This window comes from Singulisphaera acidiphila DSM 18658 (assembly GCF_000242455.2).
In the GTDB taxonomy this organism is placed as follows: domain Bacteria; phylum Planctomycetota; class Planctomycetia; order Isosphaerales; family Isosphaeraceae; genus Singulisphaera; species Singulisphaera acidiphila.
The window spans coordinates 6,836,027-6,857,230 of the sequence record NC_019892.1; the positions used below are offsets into that span (position 1 = coordinate 6,836,027).

The following is a 21,204-nucleotide window of genomic DNA, read 5'->3' on the forward strand; positions in this document are numbered from 1 at the left end:
GCCGCCGCCGTCAGGGTGACCTGGGTCTACGCATTGGACTGGTAAACAAGGTCCTCATCATCGAGTCGGCTAGTCGATCCACGTTGGGAGTGCTATTGCACGATGCTGTCACGTTTTGTTGAGCATGTGATCTATCGCCTGTCCATGCGTGCGCATTCCCCAGCTAACGCTTCAGAACTCTCTCATCGGGAGGCGACGTTTTCAAAGGCTGGTTATCAGCACTGGCGCCGAAGTGAGTTGGAATCGCAGTTCACAAAGTTTTTCGATGTCTCTTCCCTACGTGGCCGGCGCGTTCTCGACTTCGGCTGTGGGAGTGGCGACCTGTCGTTTTTTGCCGCCTCCGCCGGTGCGGCTGAGGTTATTGGGACGGAACTCTCCCAACGCGATGCGGCGCAGGCCGAGCATCGGCGAGCGGACCTCGGGCTCACAAATCTCCGCATCGTCCACGAAACGAACCCGTCGGCTATCGGCCTCCCGGATCACACCGTCGATGTACTCCTCTGCTTCGATGTGCTCGAACATATTATGGAGTACGAGCGGATTGTTGCCGAGTGGCGGCGTGTGCTCGCACCAGGCGGACGCGTTCTGATCTGGTGGAGCGTGTACTGGCACCCATACGGCCATCATCTCCAAACGATGATCCCGCTGCCGTGGGTTCACGCTTTATTGAACGACGAAGCCTTGATGCGGGTGTGCGCCAAGATCTACGACAATCCTAAGTTTCGGCCTCGTATCTGGCATTTCGACGCCGATGGACAACGCGTCGAGAATCCGTATCGGGGAGTGACCCGGTTCACCGATCTGAACCGGCTCACGATTAAAAAGTTCGAGCGGGTTCTGCGAAGTGCGGGACTTGTGATCGCCCGCCGGGACATCCAACCGTTTACCGGCAGGCGCTTGGCATGGCTGAAGCGGACGCTGGTTCGGCTCCGGCCCGACTTTTTCTGCTCGTGCGTGGCCTACGAGATCACCGTTCCGTGACAGGTCATCACGCCCAATGCCCCGGTGTTCACCGGGGCGTTGGGCTTCTCACGGCCGCGGAGCAGACCAGTGGCGCCGGTGTGCAACCCTGAGCATCCCCTATCACATGGTCCTCTCAGCTGTTTACCGTCGGATGTCACTTGGGCTTGGGTCGTGCATTCGTGATTCTTTTTTTGTGTTAGTAATGCTTGAATTTTAATCGATGGAGGAACGTGACAGAATCTGATGCACGCCTTCGATCGTGCGCAGTCGGCACATCGCTCCAAAATCACCACGGGATCCATTCTCGTTGGAGAAGAACTTGGCCAATGCGGCTTCGTCAAAAATCGGGATGGCAACGATGTCGCCGGGACGATCGTTCGCCAGTCCTGTTTGGACGCCCGAGCCAAGCCCTGCACGGCGTGGAAGAACTCGTGCGGCGACGCGGCTCGCGTAGTAACCAAGCAAGGGGGCGAACCGATGGCCGTTGCGGATCTTGAACGGTACTGCGGGATAGCCATGTTCCAGAGGTACGTTTGCGACCCGGTGGGCGTGGCGGTCGAGCATATGGCGAACGACCCGGCTCCGACGGCGATGGGCCGGAGGGATGGAGAGGACGACATCAAGAACTCTGCGCAATCCTAGGGGCGAAAGGCAGGGACGGACCTGGTCTGTGGCACTTGCGATTCGCCCCTGCCATCGCTGCATCCGAATTCTGATGTAGGCCATATCCATTTGCGATGCAAGTGATCTGTCTATTTGGCTCTCAAGTGTACGGCGCAAGACCCCGGAGAAATGGGACCGAAGGTCGATACGGTTGTCCTTCAAGAAGAGTCCGGACGACGATGTCAGGCCCACAAAACGAGCGTCCGCGACCCGATCGATGTCGAGCGGTCGGATGACCGAGGGATCCCGGTCGAGCAACTCCCACCAATAACCGCGAGCCACCTCACCGTAAGAACCGTTGAAGCTGAAATCAAACCCAGACGTGTGTCGTTTGTGGACCTCGTAAACACATGCATATTCTGTAGCATCGAGTTCTCCATCGCCGAGTCGAACTGCCTCGTCGATGGAATGAGGTTCCTGGGCCACGGGGGGAGTATAAGAGTGGGGAACATCGAGCACCTGGGCAAGCTTGCGGGAGATGAGCACGTCCGGGGTAGACGGCCCCCCAGAGACGGTTGTTGTGAACGCCATTCCGGCATGCTTGCAGGCTGCGTTGAGGATGCGCGAGTCATAGCCGCCTGTAAGGTCGCAGATAGGCGATGAGGCAATACCCGTCACCGATTTTGCCGCAGCTGTCAAAGCTTCCCAGAGTCGGTCGGCCGACTCGAGCATTGATTCGCGTTCAGTGCGTGATTCGAAGGGACTCCAGTAATTCTTTGCTCGATGTGAATCCTGTGTATATTCATGAACTGTCGCAGGTGGCAGTTTTCGGACACCCGAGTAGAGGCTACGTTCCTCGTAGATTACCCCTGTGGCAATGAATTCTTGAGCGGCCACAGGGTCGATACTCACGGGGCGAGTTGCGGCGAGAACAAGCGATGAACTCGACACGAATACACCCGAGTCCACGACCCGAGAGTAGACATGGAAGCTGCCATTCGGGTCGGTAATGACATGGAGTTTGGGGTTTGGTCCCGCTTCCCCAACAAGGAGAGCAAAAAAACCATCCAGTTCACGTGCAAGTTTGTATGGGTCATCCAAGGCAGACGCCAGGAGAAATGCGGGGTCGCGTAGTTTCGCGCTGGCGGGTATGCATGTGCCGGCGATGAGCAGCCAATTGCCATTGGCGTCCTCTGTAAACACACTGCCACTGCCGTCCATTCGCTTGAAGGCCGCCATGCCTAGGGCAGCATTAACCCTTATCACATCCACAGAACGCCGTTTTACAGACTGGGCCGTCTCGACATCGGTAGCGAAGGTCTTGGCAGCATCCTGAGATCGTTTGGCAATAAAAGCAAGAAATGTGGACATTTGCAGAAAAACCTTATGAATAGTCAGGAAGTTCTCTCAACAGCAGGCCAACGAAACCAAAGGGATGAATCCTACCTGGAGTCGAAGGAGAGGGTTGGGGAGGTCCACCGCATGTGGGCTCCTTGAAATCGTCTTGGAACCATGACAGGGGCTCCAGTTCCGAGAACGATTTGCCCCGATTGCCCAAGAGAAATAAGGCTCAGGTCATCGACTCCCTTTGGCCGATCCCGGCCTGTGCACCTTTCAAATCTGCTGAGATTCGCACGTGTGGATCATAGTGCAAGCGAAGGTGTCCTCCACGACCAGCCTACTCTCGATCATGTGAGAAGTAAAGGTGACATCCGAGAGCGACGAGCATCTTGAATAGTTGGTGGATTTTTTGCACAAAGGAAGCGATTGCGGGTCGCAAGTGACGAAAACGTCGCTCTGTGTCCAGAGGCAATCATGCCGCCCGTCGCCCGAAGTGCAGGCTGTGATTGACGACCTGGCGATGGCTATCCGCAAGGCCGTCGGCGCCGGGCTCGGCGAACTTGCCGCTCACTTCGCCATTACCGGCGACTCTCGTTGATTGGGGCCGCCCGGTAAGCTTGCGCGAGACTTGAAACTGTTGCTGAGAAGTACGGAACGTAGGTTGGCACGGCCTGGAGCTCAGCGGTAGACTGGCTCACGGCGGCTGCCACCTTTTCCTTATCGGTCATGTTGGCGTTGGTAAGTCTTTACCAAGGATACGCCATTTTTTTTATTTGCTCCATTCTATGGATCATTTATGGGCCGGATCAGGGGTCAGTTACGCACCAGTCACATACAGAAAGCGCGGAAGTATTAAATAGGGATGATTCCTGGATTCAGATTGATATTCGGGCCGCCGATTCTTCGACGAGATGCTTTCTTCATCTCATAATACTAAGCTAAGGCGGTACCCAAAGAGCAGTTCAGCAACGCCCGAAGTCTGGCAAACTGCGTTTGTCCTCTGACGACTGGTTCCAAGGGGAGAAATGCCAATGAACAACGAGAACCCATGGCCTGCTGGCTGTGCTGAACTGATCTTTGTGCACCGCCAGAATCGGCCACGAGGAGCCAAGGCTTTGAATAGGGTAACCCAGGCGGATAACGTTTCACGCTTTCATCATCTTGATGCATTGCGGGGTCTCCTGATGGCTCTTGGAGTCGTCCTCCATGCGGCCAATATTTATACCCCCCAAGGGCGATGGTTAGTCGCCGACTCGCAGCGAGGCGATTTTTTTGGCGTATTGACCGCCGTGATCCATTCGTTTCGCCTCCCCTGTTTCTTCATGATCTCTGGCCTCCTTTCCATCATTGTGCTGGAACGTAAGGGAGTGGACCACTTCCTCCGCTCGCGGACCATCCGGCTTGCAGTGCCTTGCCTTTCGGCCATGGTGCTTCTGAACTCGGCACAAACCTGGCTCCTTGCCTGGCACGGGCAGCGGCCATTCGTTGACTACCTCTCAGAGGCGGGCTGGCTCTCACACCTCTGGTTCCTTGTCGACCTGCTCATCTACTGCTACGTATTGGCTATGCTGAGGCCTTTGTTGTTGCGGTTCCCGCAACCCTCGATTTTCGCGGGGACCGTCGTACTGATGATGCCTATCGTGACTCAAGCCTTTGCCGTCGGTATGGGACGAGCGGTCGGCTACCGGCTTCTCTTCTGGGGCTTGCTCGATGCGCATCGGCTGGCAACCTATGCCCTTTTCTTCGCCTTCGGAGCCATCTACCGACCAGGCTCAGACGAAGTCCGAGACCGGCAACTTGTGGTATGGTCGATCGTCCTCTTGATCATTGCGATCATCGCAAAGGTGAGTACAAGTTTGCCTTTGCTGACGCTGTATGCGGATGCTTCTCTGTCGTGGGCTGGCGCACTTATCTGTCTACAAACAGGGAAACGATTCATCGACCGCCCGAATCATTTCCTGCGCCGGCTCGCCGATGCTTCGTACACAATCTATTTGTTTCACCACGTCATTGTGATCGGCTTGGGCATTGCCTTGTTAGGACTACCAATCACAGCGTGGACAAAGTTTCTTGCTATCGTGTTGTTGACGTTTATTTTAACTTTCGGGATACATCGCTTTGTAATTGCCCCGTTTCCTTTGCTCGGCTTCTTGTTCAACGGGAGGCTGAGAGTTGGAAAGCAGAGCTTTCCCTCAATCACTCCTTCACCGATTGAATAGAGCAATTTTCGTTTGAGTGGACCACTGGCCGAGCGAACTGAGTGGCTCTGATCCGTTACTTGTGCCCCTGGCGCGTGGGCCAGAAGCTTGGAGTCCGAGTGCGGACCACAACCGCTTTGAGGTGAGTAACTCGCAGGTAAACCGCATTCATCCTACGGGATTTCAACTGCGCCAAGATCTTCCAAGCATTTGCGAGGTTGAGAGGAAAAGGTCAGGCTCTCGCGATTGACAGAGCTGTGGCAGTTGGGTTGGTAGCCAGGAAAATGTCATCTCACTCACGGCGAATCCCCATACTGCTACGATGGGGGAGCACCGTGAGTGTTTTCATTGATCAGGCTGTCAAAGCCACTCCCCTCGAATTTGGAAACTTCGAGAACTTTGCTTCTCTCGGCAACGCTTAATCATTGTAGAGAAACTGGAGTGACTATGGGCCCGCCGACGATTGGCGAGCCCTTGTCCCTTGCACGACGGTATTGGCCAAGTCTCAACGAGTGATTGCTTTCTGGCTTTCACGTTGAGACGTGCCTGGGCCTCGTCCCTTGGGGACGGGGTGTCACTGTGGTTTCTTCTGAGCGATTGCCCATCCCGATCGACTCTTGATATCGCTCAGGATCTGCGGCGTGAGCCAGTCATAGGCATCTTGTGCCCCGGCCAGACCCTGGTTCGCTGCCAAAATGAGCGTAATCCGTGCGTCCGTGCCATAGTACCCAGTGAATGGACGCTCGGTGCTTTGGGTGGTGCCAAAATTCTGTTTGAAAAGATCATCCATCGTTGCGAAGTACTCCCAAGTACCTCCCGGCAGGATGCGCCCGACAGTCAGGTAGTAAGGTGCGGCTTGCTCGCGAGCATAGGCCGGACCACTGGTGAACAGTTTGAGCTGGAAATCAACGATTCGGTTTCTCAGGAGCAGGCCTCCGGTAAAGCCCTGCTCATTGGCGTGATCGATCGACCATGCCAAGTAGTTATTCATCCACACGCTCATGTCCGGCGAGGTGGTGTACATGGGCTGCTCGAAAACCGTCCCCAACGGAGTCACGTGGTTCTGAGCGTAGGTATTGTAATAGTCAAGGTTGTTCTTGACCTTGGCGCTGAAGTAGTTCTTCGCAGGGTCCGCATTGGGCAGGTAAGCGGCAGCGTCGACCAGGTTCCTCAAGGCCCACGCCCTTGCTCTTACTTGCTCTGTGCCGACGATTCCCAACGCGCCTCCCCGCCCGCCGAGCGTCGGCCCATTCGAGACGGCGGCTTGCCAGGATTTGATCAGGCCAATGTTCCCCCAGAACGCTACCTCGTCGGCCAAGTAACGATCGCCCGTGACCAGATAAGGGATGTAAGCCAGGGACGGCACGTGCGCCAAATCGGGCGTCAGCGGGCCAGTGCTGGCGGCGGTGAGATCACCTTTGGGCTGGTCACTGACCGGGACATACGAATACGGCCCTTGCCCCCGCGTATCGAGCCAGAAGTTGGGGCGGTTGTCGATCGAGACAAGGCTGCCGTCAGCCTCGCGAATGTGAACCGGCCAAGATCCGGCGAGCGTTCCATTCGCAAGTGTGTAGTCCTGCTGGCTGGCCGTTTGATAGACCAGGTACTGCGCCGCCCAGTCGGGGTAGGGGGCAAGCTCGGGTCGGCCGCCTGCGGCCCCCATGGCATCGTAAGTATTGCCGCCACGCCCGAGGATATTGAAGGTATCACCCGTGGTCGAATAGGTCTGATTTGTGATTGTGTCCAGGTAGCGTGGCAGGGCACCGGCCTCGTAGAACGGCTCGAAATCATGGATCACCTGCGACTCGTTCAGGCCAAGGTCGAAGACCTTGCGCCAGCGGGTCAGGTAGTACTGGGTCACGCCGGCCTGGCTAAAGAGCGTTTGTCCTCCGGCGGCGATGCTCACGTCATAGTCGACCTTCGTCGCCCCGGCCACATCAAGGACGTTCTCGACGGTCACGTCCAGCCGATCTGGGCCGTCCTGATAAGACCGCGTGTCGAAGATGACTCGCAGGAAGGGATGGGGTTTGCCGGCCGGGTCGACAGGGGCGACGGTCGTGCGCCACTCTGTCACGAGAGGTCCGTTGAGCCAGAGATCGCTCGACTTCGCTTTCGGGAGGGTCGCGGTGTAAAGGACTCCGCCGATGGTCAACCGGACGGACGCGTCCGGGATCGTCGGAATGAAACTGCCGACACGCGGGGTGGCCTCAGTGAGTACGTAGGTACCCGTCACAGGCACCGCGGCGCTGACGATGGCATAGCGAATCGAGCCGTCGGGCCAGGTGGTCTTGACGTCGGTCTGGGTCACCAGGTTTCCGAGTTGCAAGCCATCATGGGCGACACCTTGTGGTAAAACCTGGCCGAAGGTGGCCCAGCCGGGGGTCAGGACGAGATTTGCCAATCCATTGACCGGGCTCAGGCTGAAAATGGTGACCATGGTGAAAATCATTGGGCTAACCCCTCCATCCTTATCGGTGGCAGTCACCGTTGCCGTGTACTCTCCCGCCGTTGTGTACACGTGGCTGGGACTGGTCAGCCCCAGGCCGCTGATCGGGGCCGAACCGTCGCCGAAGTCCCAAGTATAGATGAAACCGGCCGCAGTATCGACCGGGCTTGGGTCGGTGGCCGAGGCATGAAGTGTCAGGGTCTGTCCCAAGAATGCTGAGTAGGACCCACTTCCGAAGACGGTGGGAGCCACGTTGGCGACGTTGACCGTAGCGGAGGCGAGTGCGACTTGGCCTGCGGAATCGGTCACGCGGAGGTTGACGATGTAGATTCCGTTGTCGAGGAAGGTGGATGCGGCGGTCTGCCCGACGGCCTCGTAGGTCCCGTTGTTATCGAGGTCCCAGGTATAGGTGTAGATTCCATTTCCGCCCGCAGCAGTGGCGGTGAACGTCTTGGTTGCGCCCTCGAGACTGGAGTAGGGCCCCCCCGCAGAGGCGGTGAGGATGGGGTCAGGGGCTTTGGCGACGTTGACGATGGTGGATGCGGCGGGACTTGTGGCGTTGTCCTTGTCGGTGGCGGTGACGAGGATGGTGTAAGTACCAGGTTTGGCGTAGACATGGCTTGGGTTGGTGAGTCCCTTGCCGCTGATATTCGGTGTTCCGTCGCCAAAGTTCCAGGTGTAGATGAAGCCGGCGGCGGTGTCGATTGGGCTTGGGTCGGTGGCCGCTCCGGTCAGCGTGATTGCCTTGCCGGCGGTAGCGTTGTAGGGCCCACTGACCGAGGCTGTGGGGGCCACGTTGGCGACATTGACGGTTGCAGAGGCGAGTGCGACTTGGCCCGCGGAGTCGGTCACGCGGAGGTTGACGATGTAGATTCCGTTGTCGAGGAAGGTGGATGCGACGGTCTGCCCGACGGCCTCGTAGGTCCCGTTGTTATCGAGGTCCCAGGTATAGGTGTAGATTCCATTTCCGCCCGCAGCAGTGGCGGTGAACGTCTTGGTTGCGCCCTCGAGACTGGAGTAGGGCCCCCCCGCAGAGGCGGTGAGGATGGGGTCAGGGGCTTTGGCGACGTTGACGATGGTGGATGCGGCGGGACTTGTGGCGTTGTCCTTGTCAGTAGCGGTGACGAGGATGGTGTAAGTGCCAGGTTTGGCATAGACATGGCTCGGGTTGGTGAGTCCCTTGCCGCTGATATTCGGTGTTCCGTCGCCAAAGTTCCAGGTGTAGATGAAGCCGGCGGCGGTGTCGATTGGGCTTGGGTCAGTGGCCGCTCCGGTCAGTGTGATTGCCTTGCCGGCCGTAGCGTTGTAGGGTCCACTGACTGAGGCCGTGGGAGCCACGTTGGCGACGTTGACCGTAGCGGAGGCGAGTGCGACTTGGCCCGCGGAGTCGGTCACGCGGAGGTTGACGATGTAGATTCCGTTATCGAGGAAGGTGGATGCAACAGTCTGCCCAGCGGTCTCGTAGGTTCCGTTGTTATCGAGGTCCCAGGTGTACGTGTAGATTCCGTTTCCGCCTGCAGCGGTGGCGGTGAACGTCTTGGTTGCGCCTTCAAGACTGGAATAGGAGCCTCCCGCAGAGGCGGTGAGGATGGGGTCAGGGGGCTTGGTGACGTTGACGATGGTGGATGCAGCGAGACTTGTGGCGTTGTCCTTGTCAGTAGCGGCGACGAGGACGGTGTAAGTACCAGGTTTGGCGTAGACATGGCTTGGGTTAGTGAGTCCCTTGCCGCTGATATTTGGCGTTCCATCGCCGAAGTTCCAGGTGTAGATGAAGCCGGCGGCGGTGTCGATTGGGCTTGGGTCAGTGGCCGCTCCGGTCAGTGTGATTGCCTTGCCGGCGGTAGCGTTGTAGGGCCCGCTGACTGAGGCTGTGGGAGCCACGTTGGCGACGTTGACCGTCGTGGACGATTGGACCGTGGCTCCGGAGGGATCGGTCACAAGGAGCGTGGCCGTGTAGGTCTTGTTGTCCCGATAAACATGCTCAGGGGTCAGTGAGCCGGTGGCTTTTTCGCCGTCACCGAAGTCCCAGGCATAGGTCGCACCGGCACCACCGGAGGTCTGCCCTGAGAAGGTGACCTTGTCGCCCTCTTTGGCGATCATGTCTGCGCCGGCGGATGCGAGCAGGACGGGTTGAATCGTCAGCGCGTTGGGCTTTAAATTCAAACGCGTTTTGCCGCTATTCGCGAACTTCAGGTGGAGTTGCCCATCGGTCACGGCGACCTGAAAGCTCGGTTGCGCGAATTGCCGGGAGGTGACCCGCTGCACCAAGCTTACCGGCTGTCCCTCAGCCCAGATGGAGAGGCGATTTCGAAGTCGTGGATCTCCCACGGCGACGGTCACGTGATAAAGGCCGTTGGGCAAATCCACGCGGAAGTTGTTTTCGGAGTCCGAAATGGAACCGCGCTGTCGCGGGGCGGAAATGGCTTGGGCGGTTGCCTTGACGGAGGTCTCCCAACCGTAGCCCAGCGTTGGGCTATAGGGGGCCGCCTTGGATAAGGGGATTGTCCCTGGAATAACGGCAGAACCAATCTTGCCGAAATCGATTGGGAGCGTAGCGGCCCCCGTGGCCATAAGGTGTCGGTCTTCGAGGGCCTCGACCTGCAATCGGAGCTTGTTCGTCGAGACTTCCTTGCACTTCGATCGTAGGAAGCTCCGCCAAGATGGTTTTGTCATTTCGATGAATCCTCTGAGTCGGAGCGAAATAGGCGTCTGATCGGGTTCATCTCGAGGAGGGGGCTCCCGAGGACAGAATCGAAATTGCAGACATCGAGCGCAGACCGAAACTGGAATCGGCACCCGTCTCTCGATCCAATGGAGAGACTGAGAGCGATTGGTATTGCTTGGATTAAGATGTCGTGAACGAGACCGACGAATGAAGGATGGAGCGATTGTTTCGGACGGGAATCGATACCGAATCTGGTCGAACTCTAGGTCACCGATGCACGATCTGCAAGTAGCCTCAACGCACAATGAAACTTGTCATGGAGTTAACATCCGGGAAGAATTTCGACTGAGTCAGGAAGCCTCGTCCTGAGTTTGGCGCATCTCCTTGGCCGACGGCAGGAACCGATTCCGTCGTGTCCAAGAAAAATCAACGCACAGTCATGAAACAATGCCTGCATCCACTTTGATGCAGAGGGGCGGACGTTTTTTCGGACCCGCTTTGCCCCCCCTCAAACGTAGAATGGAAACTGTCAGCGTGATCCCGGTTCGTGCGGTGGTGCTGGTCAATCCAGATTACCGAGCCCTCGTCGGTGAGGAGGGTGGTCTTCCGCGAGATGCTACGCCCCTGACCCAATGAACCTCGTCACCAAATGACGGAAATGGCGTAACTCGTGAAAGGGACTTTTGCCCAAGTTCTGGAGAAGTTAGGCAAACCACCGGCGAGCTGAAATAAGCTTGGCTGCGGGCCGATGTAAGCTTAAATGTGCTTGAAGCTGCTATAGAAATGAATCGAGTTGATTTTTCTCGTCTTGTGGTGAATTCACTGGAAATCCGCTACAGCTTATCTCATAGTTTGAGATTGGCATTTGTCATGATTGCCGTTTGATGAGAGCTGGGACTTTTCCGAAGAATTGCAATGGGTTTTGAAGCTCCGTGAAGTCTTGCGAGTTGTCGGAAGGGGCCGGGATGACGGATCGTTGAAATCCGCAAAAAAAAAGGCCCCGAGGTGAGGGTTGACGGTGGAGTTGGTCTCTGCCTTGGCGGCACGCCCGATTCGCCCGATTCAATGCCATGGGCGGCTCTGAGTGCGAACCGCTTATCTTATAATCGTCTTGCCGGATATCATTCCCGGCCCGATGGGGCTTGGAATGGTCGCCTTGAGGATACTGCATATCATGAGACGACGGCTGAATGTTAAGCTATTGATCGGCCTCGCGGTCGCCGCTGTCTTGCTTGGTGGAGCGGTCCACTTAGTGCATGGCGTGCAAGCAAAACGCAATATCGGAGCGCTGCTCAAACGGGCTGATCTGGCCGAGCGCAAAGGCGACCATGATGAGGCTGAGAAGTATTTAAGCCGTTATCTGGTCTTCCGCCCTGATGATGGAGAGACCCTCGCACGATACGGGCTAACCATTGCCAAGGACTCACCTGATACTAATGCTCAAGCAAAGGCATTAATGGTTTTGGAGCGGGCCCTTGTTCGCGTCCCCGATCGCGATGACGTCCGTCGCCGGGCCGCGGAGTTGGGGCGAGAGCTCGGGCGGCCGAAAGAGGCGAGCGAACAGGTCGTCGCTTTACTCCTCAAGCCCGGCCTCGGTCAGTTACCGAGTCAGGGGGATCGCCGGCGTCTGGAAGCCCAACTGCTCGCGTTCTCACAACAAAAGGTTGAGGAGGGACCACCGGCCGCGCTCCAACAACTCCTGACGCGTCCGGATCCCGCCCTTGAGGAACTGCTTGGCCGTTGCTTCGAGGATCAAGGACGAACGAGCCGACGAGACGAAGCCGAAGCCTATTACCGGAAGGCCGCGGCTTGCTACCGGCTTGCCCTTACCCATGCCCCGAACCGGATCGAAGTCTACGGGCGACTCAGCGCTCTCCTTCGAGAACGAATGAGTGACCCGGCCCAAGCCGATCGGGTCATGGACGCGATTGAACTCAAGGATGGGCTGATTGCTAAAAACCCGCAGTCGTTCGAGGCCTATTTGCTTCGAGCCCGCTATCGTAAGGAGAACCGGCTGGCGGGGGCGGCGGAGGATGTTACCCGGGCACAACAACTGGCTCCCCACGAGTTTGAAGTCCTGCTGGCAAACGCGGAATCGGCTCGATTGGCGGGCAATCTTGACATGGCGCGGACGCTCCTCCAAGAGGCGGAGTCGTCCAGCCCAGCGGATGTGCGGATCTATCTGGCCCGGATGACGGTCGAGGCCCAGGCGGGCCAACCCAACGAGGCGACCGCGGCGCTGCGGCGGGGTCTCAAGGCCTTGCCCGGTCAGGTGGATCTACTCTGGAGCCTGGCCGACCTGCTGATTCAGACTGGTAAGCTGGATGAAGCGGCCGGAGAGATCAAAACTCTGCGTCAGAAGAGTGAGATTCTGACCGCCCCCATCGATTACCTCGACGGCCGCTTGCTGATCGAAAAGGGCCGGTGGCCCGAGGCCATTCGGACCTTGGAAAAGGCCCGTGCATTGATGGCTGGCACACCGACACTGAACGGCCTGACCAAACAAGCGGACCTCTTACTCGCTCAGGGCTACGAGTGGCTCGGGCTTCCCGAGCAGCGCCTGGCGGTGAGCCGGCGGGCGCTGGCTCTCGATCCTCAGTGGGTCCCCGCCCGACTGGAGCAGGCGGCCGCGCTTCTGGCCCTGGGACGGACCGATGCCGCCATCGAGTCGTATCGGAGCCTCCTCCCTCAATCTCCCTCGGTCCGGACGACCCTCGCGCGGTTGCTGGTCGCCCAAAACTTACGCCTCACGGCTGAGCAACGACGTGATCCTGCCCGTTGGCAGGAAGTCGAGACGCTGCTGGACCAGGCTGAGCAGGCGGCCCCTACGTCGCTCGAGGTGCCGCTTTTGCGTGCTGAGATCCTCGCGGAGCGGGGCCGGATCGAGGAGGCCCGAGGACGAATCGAGGTGACGAAGAAGGCCCATCCCGAGCGGGTCGAGCCCTGGATTTCGCTGATCCAACTGGCGGAAGGGCAAGGGAAGCTGGACAACGCCCTCGCGCTCCTTGATGAAGCCGAGCACCGGCTGGGGGATCGTTTGGAACTGCGCCTGGCGCGGGCGAACTATTGGGGAAGGCAGGGGGGGGACGACGCACGCAAAAAACTGGGCGAGTTGACCCAGGCCCTCGAGTCGGCTGCTCCCAAGGATCGGCCTCGCCTGGAAGATGGATTGGCGAATGCCTACATCCGTCTCGGAGACCTCCAAGCAGCCGAGCGGATCTGGACCGACGCGGCCAAGCGGCGACCGGACGACCGACAGCTTGCGACTCTTCTGCTCGGTCTGGCCCTCCGCCAAGGCAATGATGACTCCATCAGTCGCTCGTCGAGCCACTTGCGGCAGATCGAAGGCGAGGACGGTGCACTCTGGCGCTATGCCGACGCGGCTCGCCTTGTTTTGCGGGCAAAGCCTGGGAATGGGGCGTTGCTCAGCCAGGCGAGAACTCTGCTGGCTGAAGCTTCCAAGAAGCGGCCGGAATGGGCTCTGATCTCGCTCCTGGAGGCCGAGATCGCGGAAAAGGAAGGGAAGCCGGATCGGGCTATCGAAAACTACTTGAAAGCGATTCGCGGGGGCGAGCGACCGCCGCAGGTGGTGCGCCGGGTGGTCCAGTTGCTCAATGAACGCGGCCGCAACGTGGAGGCCGACCGCTTGGTTGAAGACCTCCTGGAGGGGGCTTCCCCCGTTGGTCTGCTGGGACAACTCGCTGCCGAGATGTCCCTGCGGAATCGAGACCAAGGGCAGGCGCTGGATTTGGCCCGCCAGGCGATCTCGCCGGATTCCAAGGATTATCGCGACCGTGTCTGGCTTGCTCAGATGCTTTGGGCGGCCAAGAAGCCGGCTGAGGCTGAGGGGGAACTTCGTCGCGCCGTCGAGATCGCCGGGGGGGAGCCTGACGTCTGGCTGGCTCTGGTCCAGTTCCTCGTCGGTACCGATCAGAAGGTTGCCGCGATGCAGGCCATCGAGCAGGCGCGGAAACAGCTTCCCCCCGATCGTGTGGGGCTGACGCTGGCGCGTTGCTATGAGCGGATCGGCGATCGTGCCAAGGCCGAGGAGCAATTCACGGCCGTTCTCAAGGCTCATCCGGACGACGCGGCGACCATGCTGACTGTCGCGAATTTCTATCTGGGGGGCCAACAGCCGGAGCAGGCCCAGGCGTTGCTGCGCAAGGTCCTCGCCCCACAGCTCAAAGCTCCTCAAGAGGTGCTTGCGTCGGCCCGACGGAGCCTGGCGCTCAGCTTGGCGAACGGCGACTCCCAATCTTTCCTCGAGGCGACATCACTGCTTGATAAGAACATTGCTGAGGAGGGGGGGCTGATCGAAGATCAGCGATTCAAGGCGCTATTGCTGGCTTCACGTCCAGGTCACCGGCGCGAGGCGATTGCGGATTACGAAGCCTTGGCGCAGCGGTCGACACCCACCCCCCTCGAGAAATACCAGCTTGCCCAACTCCACGCTGCGGGCCGCGACTGGTCGAAGGCTCAGGACCTCCTTCTCGGCCTGGTGTCTGTCGACGGTGAGAAGCCGGACTATCTCTATTCGCTCACGCGAGTTCTCCTGGCCCGAGACGATGTTGACCAGGCTCGGCCTTGGGTTGCCAAACTGGAACAGGTGGCTCCCCAGAGCCTCCAGGTCGTCGAACTCAAGGCTCGCTTGCTTCAGAAGGAAGGCAAGGGGCCCGAAGCGGTTGCCGTTCTTGAGGCCCGCGCCCAGAGCGACCGGAATGAGGTTGGGGTCATTGCGACCCTCCTCGAAGAACTGGGCGAGACGTCCGCCGCCGAGCGGTTGACCCGCGAGTTCGTTGAGCAATCCAAGGATCCGAAGGCCGTCCTCGTCCTCGCTCTGTTTCTTGGTCGCCACGGGCGGGCTCACGAAGCCCTCGACATTTGCGAGGGGGCCTGGAAGACGTGTCCCCCGGTCATGGTCAGCAACACTGCACTGAGAATTCTCCACTCCACGAAAGCAGACGGCGAAGAAGGCCGTCGCGTCGCGGCCTGGATTGAGGAGGCGATCCGCAAGTCTCCGGATGAAGTCCTGCTCATGTTCGACCTTGCCAACCTCAAGATCCTCCAAGGTAACTATCCCGACGCCGAAGCGCTGATGAGGCGGATCATCGCCCTGAAGCCGGGGACCGGCGGCCCCATGAACAACCTGGCCTGGCTGCTCGCCGCTCGGGGCGAGAAAGCGGACGAGGCTCTTGACCTCATCAATCGAGCCATCACGCTCGATGGCTCGAATCCCGAGGCCCTCGACACGCGAGGACTCGTCTATCTGGCGATGAACAAGCCCGATGCCGCGCTGAAGGACCTGACCGAAGCGGTTGCCGTCGATCCTTCCCCGCTCTTGATTTTTCACCTTGCCCGAGCCCAAATGCGCTCCGACCGGCGCGACGCCGCTCGGGAAACGCTCCGCAAGGCGCAAGCCGCGGGCCTCAACGAGAACGCCGTCGATCCGCTCGAACGCGAGGCCTACCGCCAACTGATCGCTGCGCTCAGCCCGTGATTTTCGAGGCCGGACCTGGCGACGTCACGCAAATGATGTCACTTGTGTCGGCATGTGCGTATGATTGGTTCGCTGCGATGACCCGGGAGGGCCTGAATGCCAGGCCCACCCGGGTTTTCTCGTAGGCGAGGAGAGCCGATGAAAGCCTTGGACGGCGGCGAAGTTGGACGTAGTACGGCGAGGGGCCTGCAACGAGTGATCCTATCGCCCAAGCACCAGGTCGCAGATCCGCTGCCAACGGCCCTGGCGTTCTTGTTGAAGCTGGGCCATGCGCCGGCACAAAAGGCCATGAATCTGCTCGTCGGGCAGGGGGGTGGAGTGGGTGACCTCAGGGGCGGCGGCCGAGGTCTGGGGAGAGGTGTTCGGCGGTTTCGAAGACGAAGGGTGGGTCCTTGTGGGGATCCCGTTCTCGATTGGCTCGTGCCGCCTCTCGCTCTCGGATGGACTTGACGGTTGTCGCTGTGGAGGGGCGGTATCGGAGGTGGTCAGCGGGGCCTGGAGCAGGGACTCGATATGGACCAGGACATCATCTTTGGCGATCTCGCCGTTTGCGGAACCGGCGGATGGCAATGCGGCGAGCGGGAGATTGAGATTCCCACGATTGGCCTGGGCCTGGAGGGTGAGGAGGTCTTGATTGAGTCGGCGGAGCTGATCGAGCTCATTGCGCACCTGGGCCATCTGGTCGCGCTGCAGTGCGCCGAACGTTTGCGCCATCATCACCAAGGCTTGCTGGAATTGATCGAACATCTGCTGTTGCATCTGTCCAAACTGGCTCGCCATCGTCGCCAAGACCGACTGGGCCAATTCGTTCGAAGCGAGGGCCGGTGGATTTTGGGGCCGGCCATTGCCAATCTCCAAGATTGGGGCGGGTTGCTCCGGTCGGGGGTTCACCGTCGCGACGGGCCGATTTGCTTGGCCTGACGGATGGGTGGAGGGCATCGTGCATCGGACCAGGATCAGATGGCGTCCCACCTGAAGGTGGTCGCCGTCCTCCAGTTTCGCCCAACGGATTGGCTGTCCGTTGAGCTTGATTCCCGTCCTTCCGAGTAGGTCGATCGCCCACACACCTGCGGGCGTGCGAAGCAGGCTGCAATGGAATTTGGAGATCTCGGAATCCAAGAATCGCAGCCGGCACTCCGTGGTGCGGCCGAGCAACGTCAGTACGCGACTGAGCCGCCACGACGGTCGATCGACTTGCTGGGGAAATTCCAAGACCACCACTGGCAGAGGAGAATCATCCAGGGAACGCGACGTGAGGGGATCCCCCAACTCGCCAGGCGACATCTTCGCTTCCGCACAAATCCGGACCGGGCCGAGGCGAATCCCCCGTTGGTCGTCGACCCACCCCTTGCCGACTCGTTCAGACTCACCGTCGACTCCGCTCCGGCTTGCGATGTCGACGTAAAAGATCCGCCCTGCAATCACCTGCAGGTAGATCTGGCGCGGGCTGACCGTTGGGTGATTCACGATCAGATCCGCCTTCGGATCGCGTCCCACCACGACAAACGGCACCTCGAACACTCGCGAATTGGCGTCCCTCGCTTCTTCAAGATTGAGCCGAAGCGGGCCGGATAAACCACACGACGCCAAAAACAGCTCTTTCGAGCATCGATCCACGGTGACAGTCTCCCAGGCGACTTCCCCTCCAGATGATCCTCGGGGGCGGTTGGCTTCAGGTCGTCGTTGGAATTGCCACTTCGATCCTGACTGGAAATAGCCTATAAGGCTAAGTCGATAAAAGAACCTGAAACTTCATGAAAATAGCCTGAATTAAAGCGTCTCGATATCAAGATGGTCGCCGTCGCATTAGCAATGATGCGGTTGGCTTTGGCAAGGAAGGTATTCAGGTTCCGATCTCCCATTAAATCGATCCCGTGGCCACCACTGAGAAATAGGTGGAAGGGGTTGCGGTCCCATCCACTTCGCTTTTTTCTCAGAAGAAGCCGCGATCCTCATTGTTGCTCGATCCTGGAGTCCGACTGAACTTGTCCATTCAACCTTCTCCATTTTACCCTGACTGTTGCAGGATTGACAGAATCCACCGTCCTGGCCTCTCTCCAGCGGTTTGCCAATAGTTGCGCATGCGGACTTCCGTGTGAGCGTCAGCAGACCGGGGATCGAGTTCGGCCTGTGATCCACACGTAACGAAGATCGCTTGAGTGTCCCCGGGCACAAGTCGTGCGTGGAATTCTGTCGATATTAAAAATCAACAAGCAATAATATTTTTGTTAAAAAAGACGCAGAGTGGTGGAAAAATAGGCTATTTGAGGATTCATGAAAAAGAGAATCGGGGGTGTTAACGCAGTAGAACTTGCAATGGATTCCTTGCGTGATTTACGTCCGGGGATACTGGATTGAGGTGGGCGTCGCGAATATACTGGCAGCCCGCCTTCGTCGTTGGGATCGGTGGATCGGAGTCTGTATCGTCGAGGTCATCAAGGCCTGAGCTGCCGTTCACCATTGGCCTGACTCGCCGTATCGACCGGTCTCCATTCGCAGTCGGGCAGGTTGGGATTAACCACAAGCCCCCGATAGCCGGTTCCTCGGGAAGCTCAAAGCAACATTCCCCCGATCGGGATGGCTCTTCTCTCTTTCCCACGCGCTTGCTTCGGCCGAATATCGCTGCCTGGGAAGCGATGGCGTTTCCGTACAGACCTTTATCGTGAGTATGAATTGATGGCCTCGACCGACCCCTTGTATACCATCATCCTCGCCGGCGGGAAGGGTTCGCGGATGCGAAGTCTGGACCGGCACAAGGTCTGTTTTGAGGTGGCCGGGGTGCCCGCGATCGTGCGGGCGATCGACATCTATAATCTGCTTGGGGTGGTCAAGAACGTCGTGGTGGTCGGTGAGATGGCCGGGCAGGTCGTCGAGACGGTGGGTCGCCGGTTCGGCAACGTGGTGTTCGCCTACCAACCCGAGGCGTTGGGAACCGGGGACGCGGCGCGGTGCGGGCTCCAGGCCCTGTCGGAAGTCGACGACAACGCCCGTATCCTTGTGATCGCCGGCGACAAGATTATCGAAGGGGCGACGCTGAGTCGTTTTCTCGAGCACGCCGACCGGACGGGCGGGGACCTGAATCTGCTGGTCTCCCCCGCCGGCATGTCTTCCGAGGGGTCGGGCCGAGTCCTCTTCCGGCCCGACGGCCGACCGCTGGGCATCGTTGAAGCTTCGGATATTCGGGTCCTGGCCTGTCGCAACGAGCTTCGCAAGGCACTTGCCGTCGAGCTGGACGAGATGGCCGCCAGGGCGAAAGTCGAGGAGGCCATTGCACGGCACGTCGGTCCGGGAGGGGCGTGGTCGACGGTTCTGGGGTTTTCCAAGAAGGCGGGACCGTCCAACGAGGCACTGCGCGAGGCGTTCCGCCGTGACGAGTGGCTCGCTCGACTCCAGGACCTTCCTTACGATCTTCGGCTGGCCCCTGACGCTCCGCCAATCTCGGCGGCGGATGCGGCCCGCTCGCATTTCGTCAACGAGTCGATCTACCTGGTGCGGAAAGGCGCCCTTCGTTTCGGCCTGGATCACATGACGACCGCCAATGCCCAGGGTGAAGAGTACTTGACCGATGCCGTCGGGGCGGTCATGAGTCGTGCCGACAGCGATCGAGGAACCCGCTACCTGTCGACCTTCCTCGCCACCGAGCGGCCCGGGGAGATCATGTCGTTCAATAACCCCGAGGAACTGCTGGTCATCGAGGACCGATTTCGAGGTCAGCGCGCCAACGCCCTCAATGACCTCAGCGACCGGCTTGGGGAGTCGCGCTATCGGACGGCCGATGAATGGTTGTCCTTGTTTCCCGAGCCGCCTGAACCTGCTCCTTCCGCTGACGAGGCCCTACGTAGCTACTACGGTGACGACCCTGTTCTGATCACCGACCGACGACGCCACTATCGCCGAACTCTGCTCCGGTTCCGTGACGCGTTCGGGGGCGATCGCCGCGTCATCGTGGTCCGGTCGCCGGGCCGGATCAACATCCTGGGCCGGCACATTGACTGGCAAGGGGGACACTGCAACCTCATGGCCGTCGACCAAGAGGCGATCCTGGTCGCTTCCCCCCGGACCGACGACATGGTCGAGATCCGCAACGTGCGCCCGGACCAGTTCCCTGACGCATCACTCTCCCTGGCCAGGCTCGTGAGCCAGCTCGATTGGGATGACTGGATGAGCTGCGTCAACGGCCAGGAACTCCAGCGCCGGCTCCGTCGCTCCGCGGGCGACTGGAGCCTCTATTTCGAGGCGGCCATGCTTCGGCTTCAGATGGAGTACCGCCACCAGCGGCTCGTCGGGATGGATCTCGCCATCGACAGCAATATTCCGATGGCGGCGGGGATGAGCTCGTCGTCAGCGCTGGTGGTTGCCGCAGCGGAGGCGGCCGTGGCCCTGAACGGGTTGGACTTGGCCCCGCGTCAGTTCGTTAATTTCTGCGGCGAGGGAGAATGGTTCGTCGGCACCCGGGGCGGCAGCGCCGACCATGCCGCGATGAAGTTCGGCAGCAAAGGAATGGTCTCGCACGTCAAGTTCCACGAGTTCGAGTTGCTCGAGCGGGTGCGGTTCCCAACGACGCATCGGATGGTCGTCTGCAACTCGTTCGTCCTGGCGAGAAAGGCGGCGGGCGCAAAGGCGGTCTTCAACGCCCGCGTTGCCTCCTACCTTCTCGGTGTGGCGCTTGTTCGGAAGAAGTTCCCCCAATTCGCTCCTCTGATCCGGTTTGTTCGCGACATTCAGCCGGAAATGCTCGGGGTTCCGACGTCGCGAATCTACGAGGTTTTGCTGGAACTCCCCGAGTCGATTTCGGCCGCTGAGGCCCGGCGGCTCTTCGCCGACGAGGCGGAGACCTGGCCGGCCCTGGCGCCTTACCTGACCGGTCACGACGCCCAGGAGGAGTATCCGGTTCGTGGCGTGGTGCTCTACGGAATCAGCGAGTGCGCCCGGGCACGTGAAGCCGTCTCCTGCCTTCGAACCGGTGAGATGAACGCGTTCGGAGCCTTGATGAACCATTCGCATGAAGGCGAACGCCGGTTTCTCGTGGCCGACGATTTGTCGGCTGCGCCTTATCACTCTGACGTTTCCGACGCCTATCTGCACGGCCTGATCGCCGACCTGGAAAGTGGCGACGAGTCGCGGACCGAACGGGCTCGGCTGGCGAACCAACCGGGTGCTTATCGTTGCAGTACGCGCGAGGTTGACGCCCTGGTCGACATCGCACGCCGTACGCCAGGAGTCCTCGGCGCCCAGATCGCGGGCGCGGGGCTTGGTGGCTGCGCCATGGTTCTCGCCGAAGAAGAGGCCGTTCCCGAACTGACGGCGCGGCTGGATCAGCTCTTCTATCGCCGCCAAGGGTTGTCTTCGGGTATCTATGTCTGCACCCCCGCAGCGGGCAGCCGCGTGGTGGCCATCGAGTCGTGAGACGGCGGGATGCTCGTCAGAAAACCTGGCCTCATCGGAATAATGCTGTTGTGTTTGTGTTATGATGTCGACGTCGCCGGCTTTC

At 59.5% G+C, this 21,204-nt stretch carries 7 protein-coding genes; 4 read left to right on the forward strand and 3 right to left on the reverse strand.

The features are described from left to right. Positions 1-126 precede the first annotated feature (126 nt). The gene (locus SINAC_RS39165; RefSeq protein ID WP_161625833.1) at positions 127-981 is read left to right on the forward strand and encodes a class I SAM-dependent methyltransferase; all 855 of its coding nucleotides are present in this window, start codon (positions 127-129) and stop codon (positions 979-981) included. A gap of 195 nt (positions 982-1,176) precedes the next feature. Here the strand turns inward: SINAC_RS39165 and SINAC_RS40230 are convergent, their stop codons facing one another. Then, the gene (locus SINAC_RS40230) at positions 1,177-2,937 is read right to left on the reverse strand and encodes an asparagine synthetase B family protein (protein WP_015248718.1); all 1,761 of its coding nucleotides are present in this window, start codon (positions 2,935-2,937) and stop codon (positions 1,177-1,179) included. A 1,001-nt stretch (positions 2,938-3,938) separates the two neighbouring features. Between SINAC_RS40230 and SINAC_RS26855 the strand changes: the two genes are divergently transcribed. Beyond that, positions 3,939-5,126: an acyltransferase family protein gene (locus tag SINAC_RS26855; RefSeq protein ID WP_015248719.1), complete on the forward strand. Its 1,188-nt coding sequence runs from the start codon at positions 3,939-3,941 to the stop codon at positions 5,124-5,126. Between the two features lie 553 nt (positions 5,127-5,679). Here SINAC_RS26855 and SINAC_RS26860 read toward each other — a convergent pair. Next, entirely contained in the window at positions 5,680-10,224 is a 4,545-nt protein-coding gene (locus SINAC_RS26860) for a PKD domain-containing protein (RefSeq protein ID WP_015248720.1), read from the reverse strand. A gap of 1,166 nt (positions 10,225-11,390) precedes the next feature. Here SINAC_RS26860 and SINAC_RS26865 point away from each other — a divergent pair. Then, positions 11,391-15,713 carry a tetratricopeptide repeat protein gene (locus SINAC_RS26865; protein WP_015248721.1) on the forward strand — a complete coding sequence of 1,441 codons (4,323 nt, stop codon included), beginning with the start codon at positions 11,391-11,393 and terminating at the stop codon, positions 15,711-15,713. A 201-nt stretch (positions 15,714-15,914) separates the two neighbouring features. Here SINAC_RS26865 and SINAC_RS26870 read toward each other — a convergent pair whose 3' ends face one another. After that, a complete protein-coding gene (locus tag SINAC_RS26870) occupies positions 15,915-17,225 on the reverse strand; it encodes an FHA domain-containing protein (RefSeq protein ID WP_237722761.1) in 1,311 nt (436 codons plus the stop codon). 1,164 nt (positions 17,226-18,389) lie between these two features. On the opposite strand from SINAC_RS26870, the gene SINAC_RS26875 reads away from it, so the two are divergent. After that, the gene (locus SINAC_RS26875) at positions 18,390-21,119 is read left to right on the forward strand and encodes a GHMP family kinase ATP-binding protein (RefSeq protein ID WP_015248723.1); all 2,730 of its coding nucleotides are present in this window, start codon (positions 18,390-18,392) and stop codon (positions 21,117-21,119) included. Positions 21,120-21,204 lie beyond the last annotated feature (85 nt).

Bases quoted from the DNA above. Each gene is read 5' to 3' on its own strand.
- SINAC_RS40230 (WP_015248718.1), bottom strand. From the start codon at position 2,937: ATGTCCACATTTCTTGCTTTTATTGCCAAACGATCTCAGGATGCTGCC.
- SINAC_RS26855 (WP_015248719.1), top strand. From the start codon at position 3,939: ATGAACAACGAGAACCCATGGCCTGCTGGCTGTGCTGAACTGATCTTT.
- SINAC_RS26860 (WP_015248720.1), bottom strand. From the start codon at position 10,224: ATGACAAAACCATCTTGGCGGAGCTTCCTACGATCGAAGTGCAAGGAA.
- SINAC_RS26865 (WP_015248721.1), top strand. From the start codon at position 11,391: ATGAGACGACGGCTGAATGTTAAGCTATTGATCGGCCTCGCGGTCGCC.
- SINAC_RS26875 (WP_015248723.1), top strand. From the start codon at position 18,390: ATGGCCTCGACCGACCCCTTGTATACCATCATCCTCGCCGGCGGGAAG.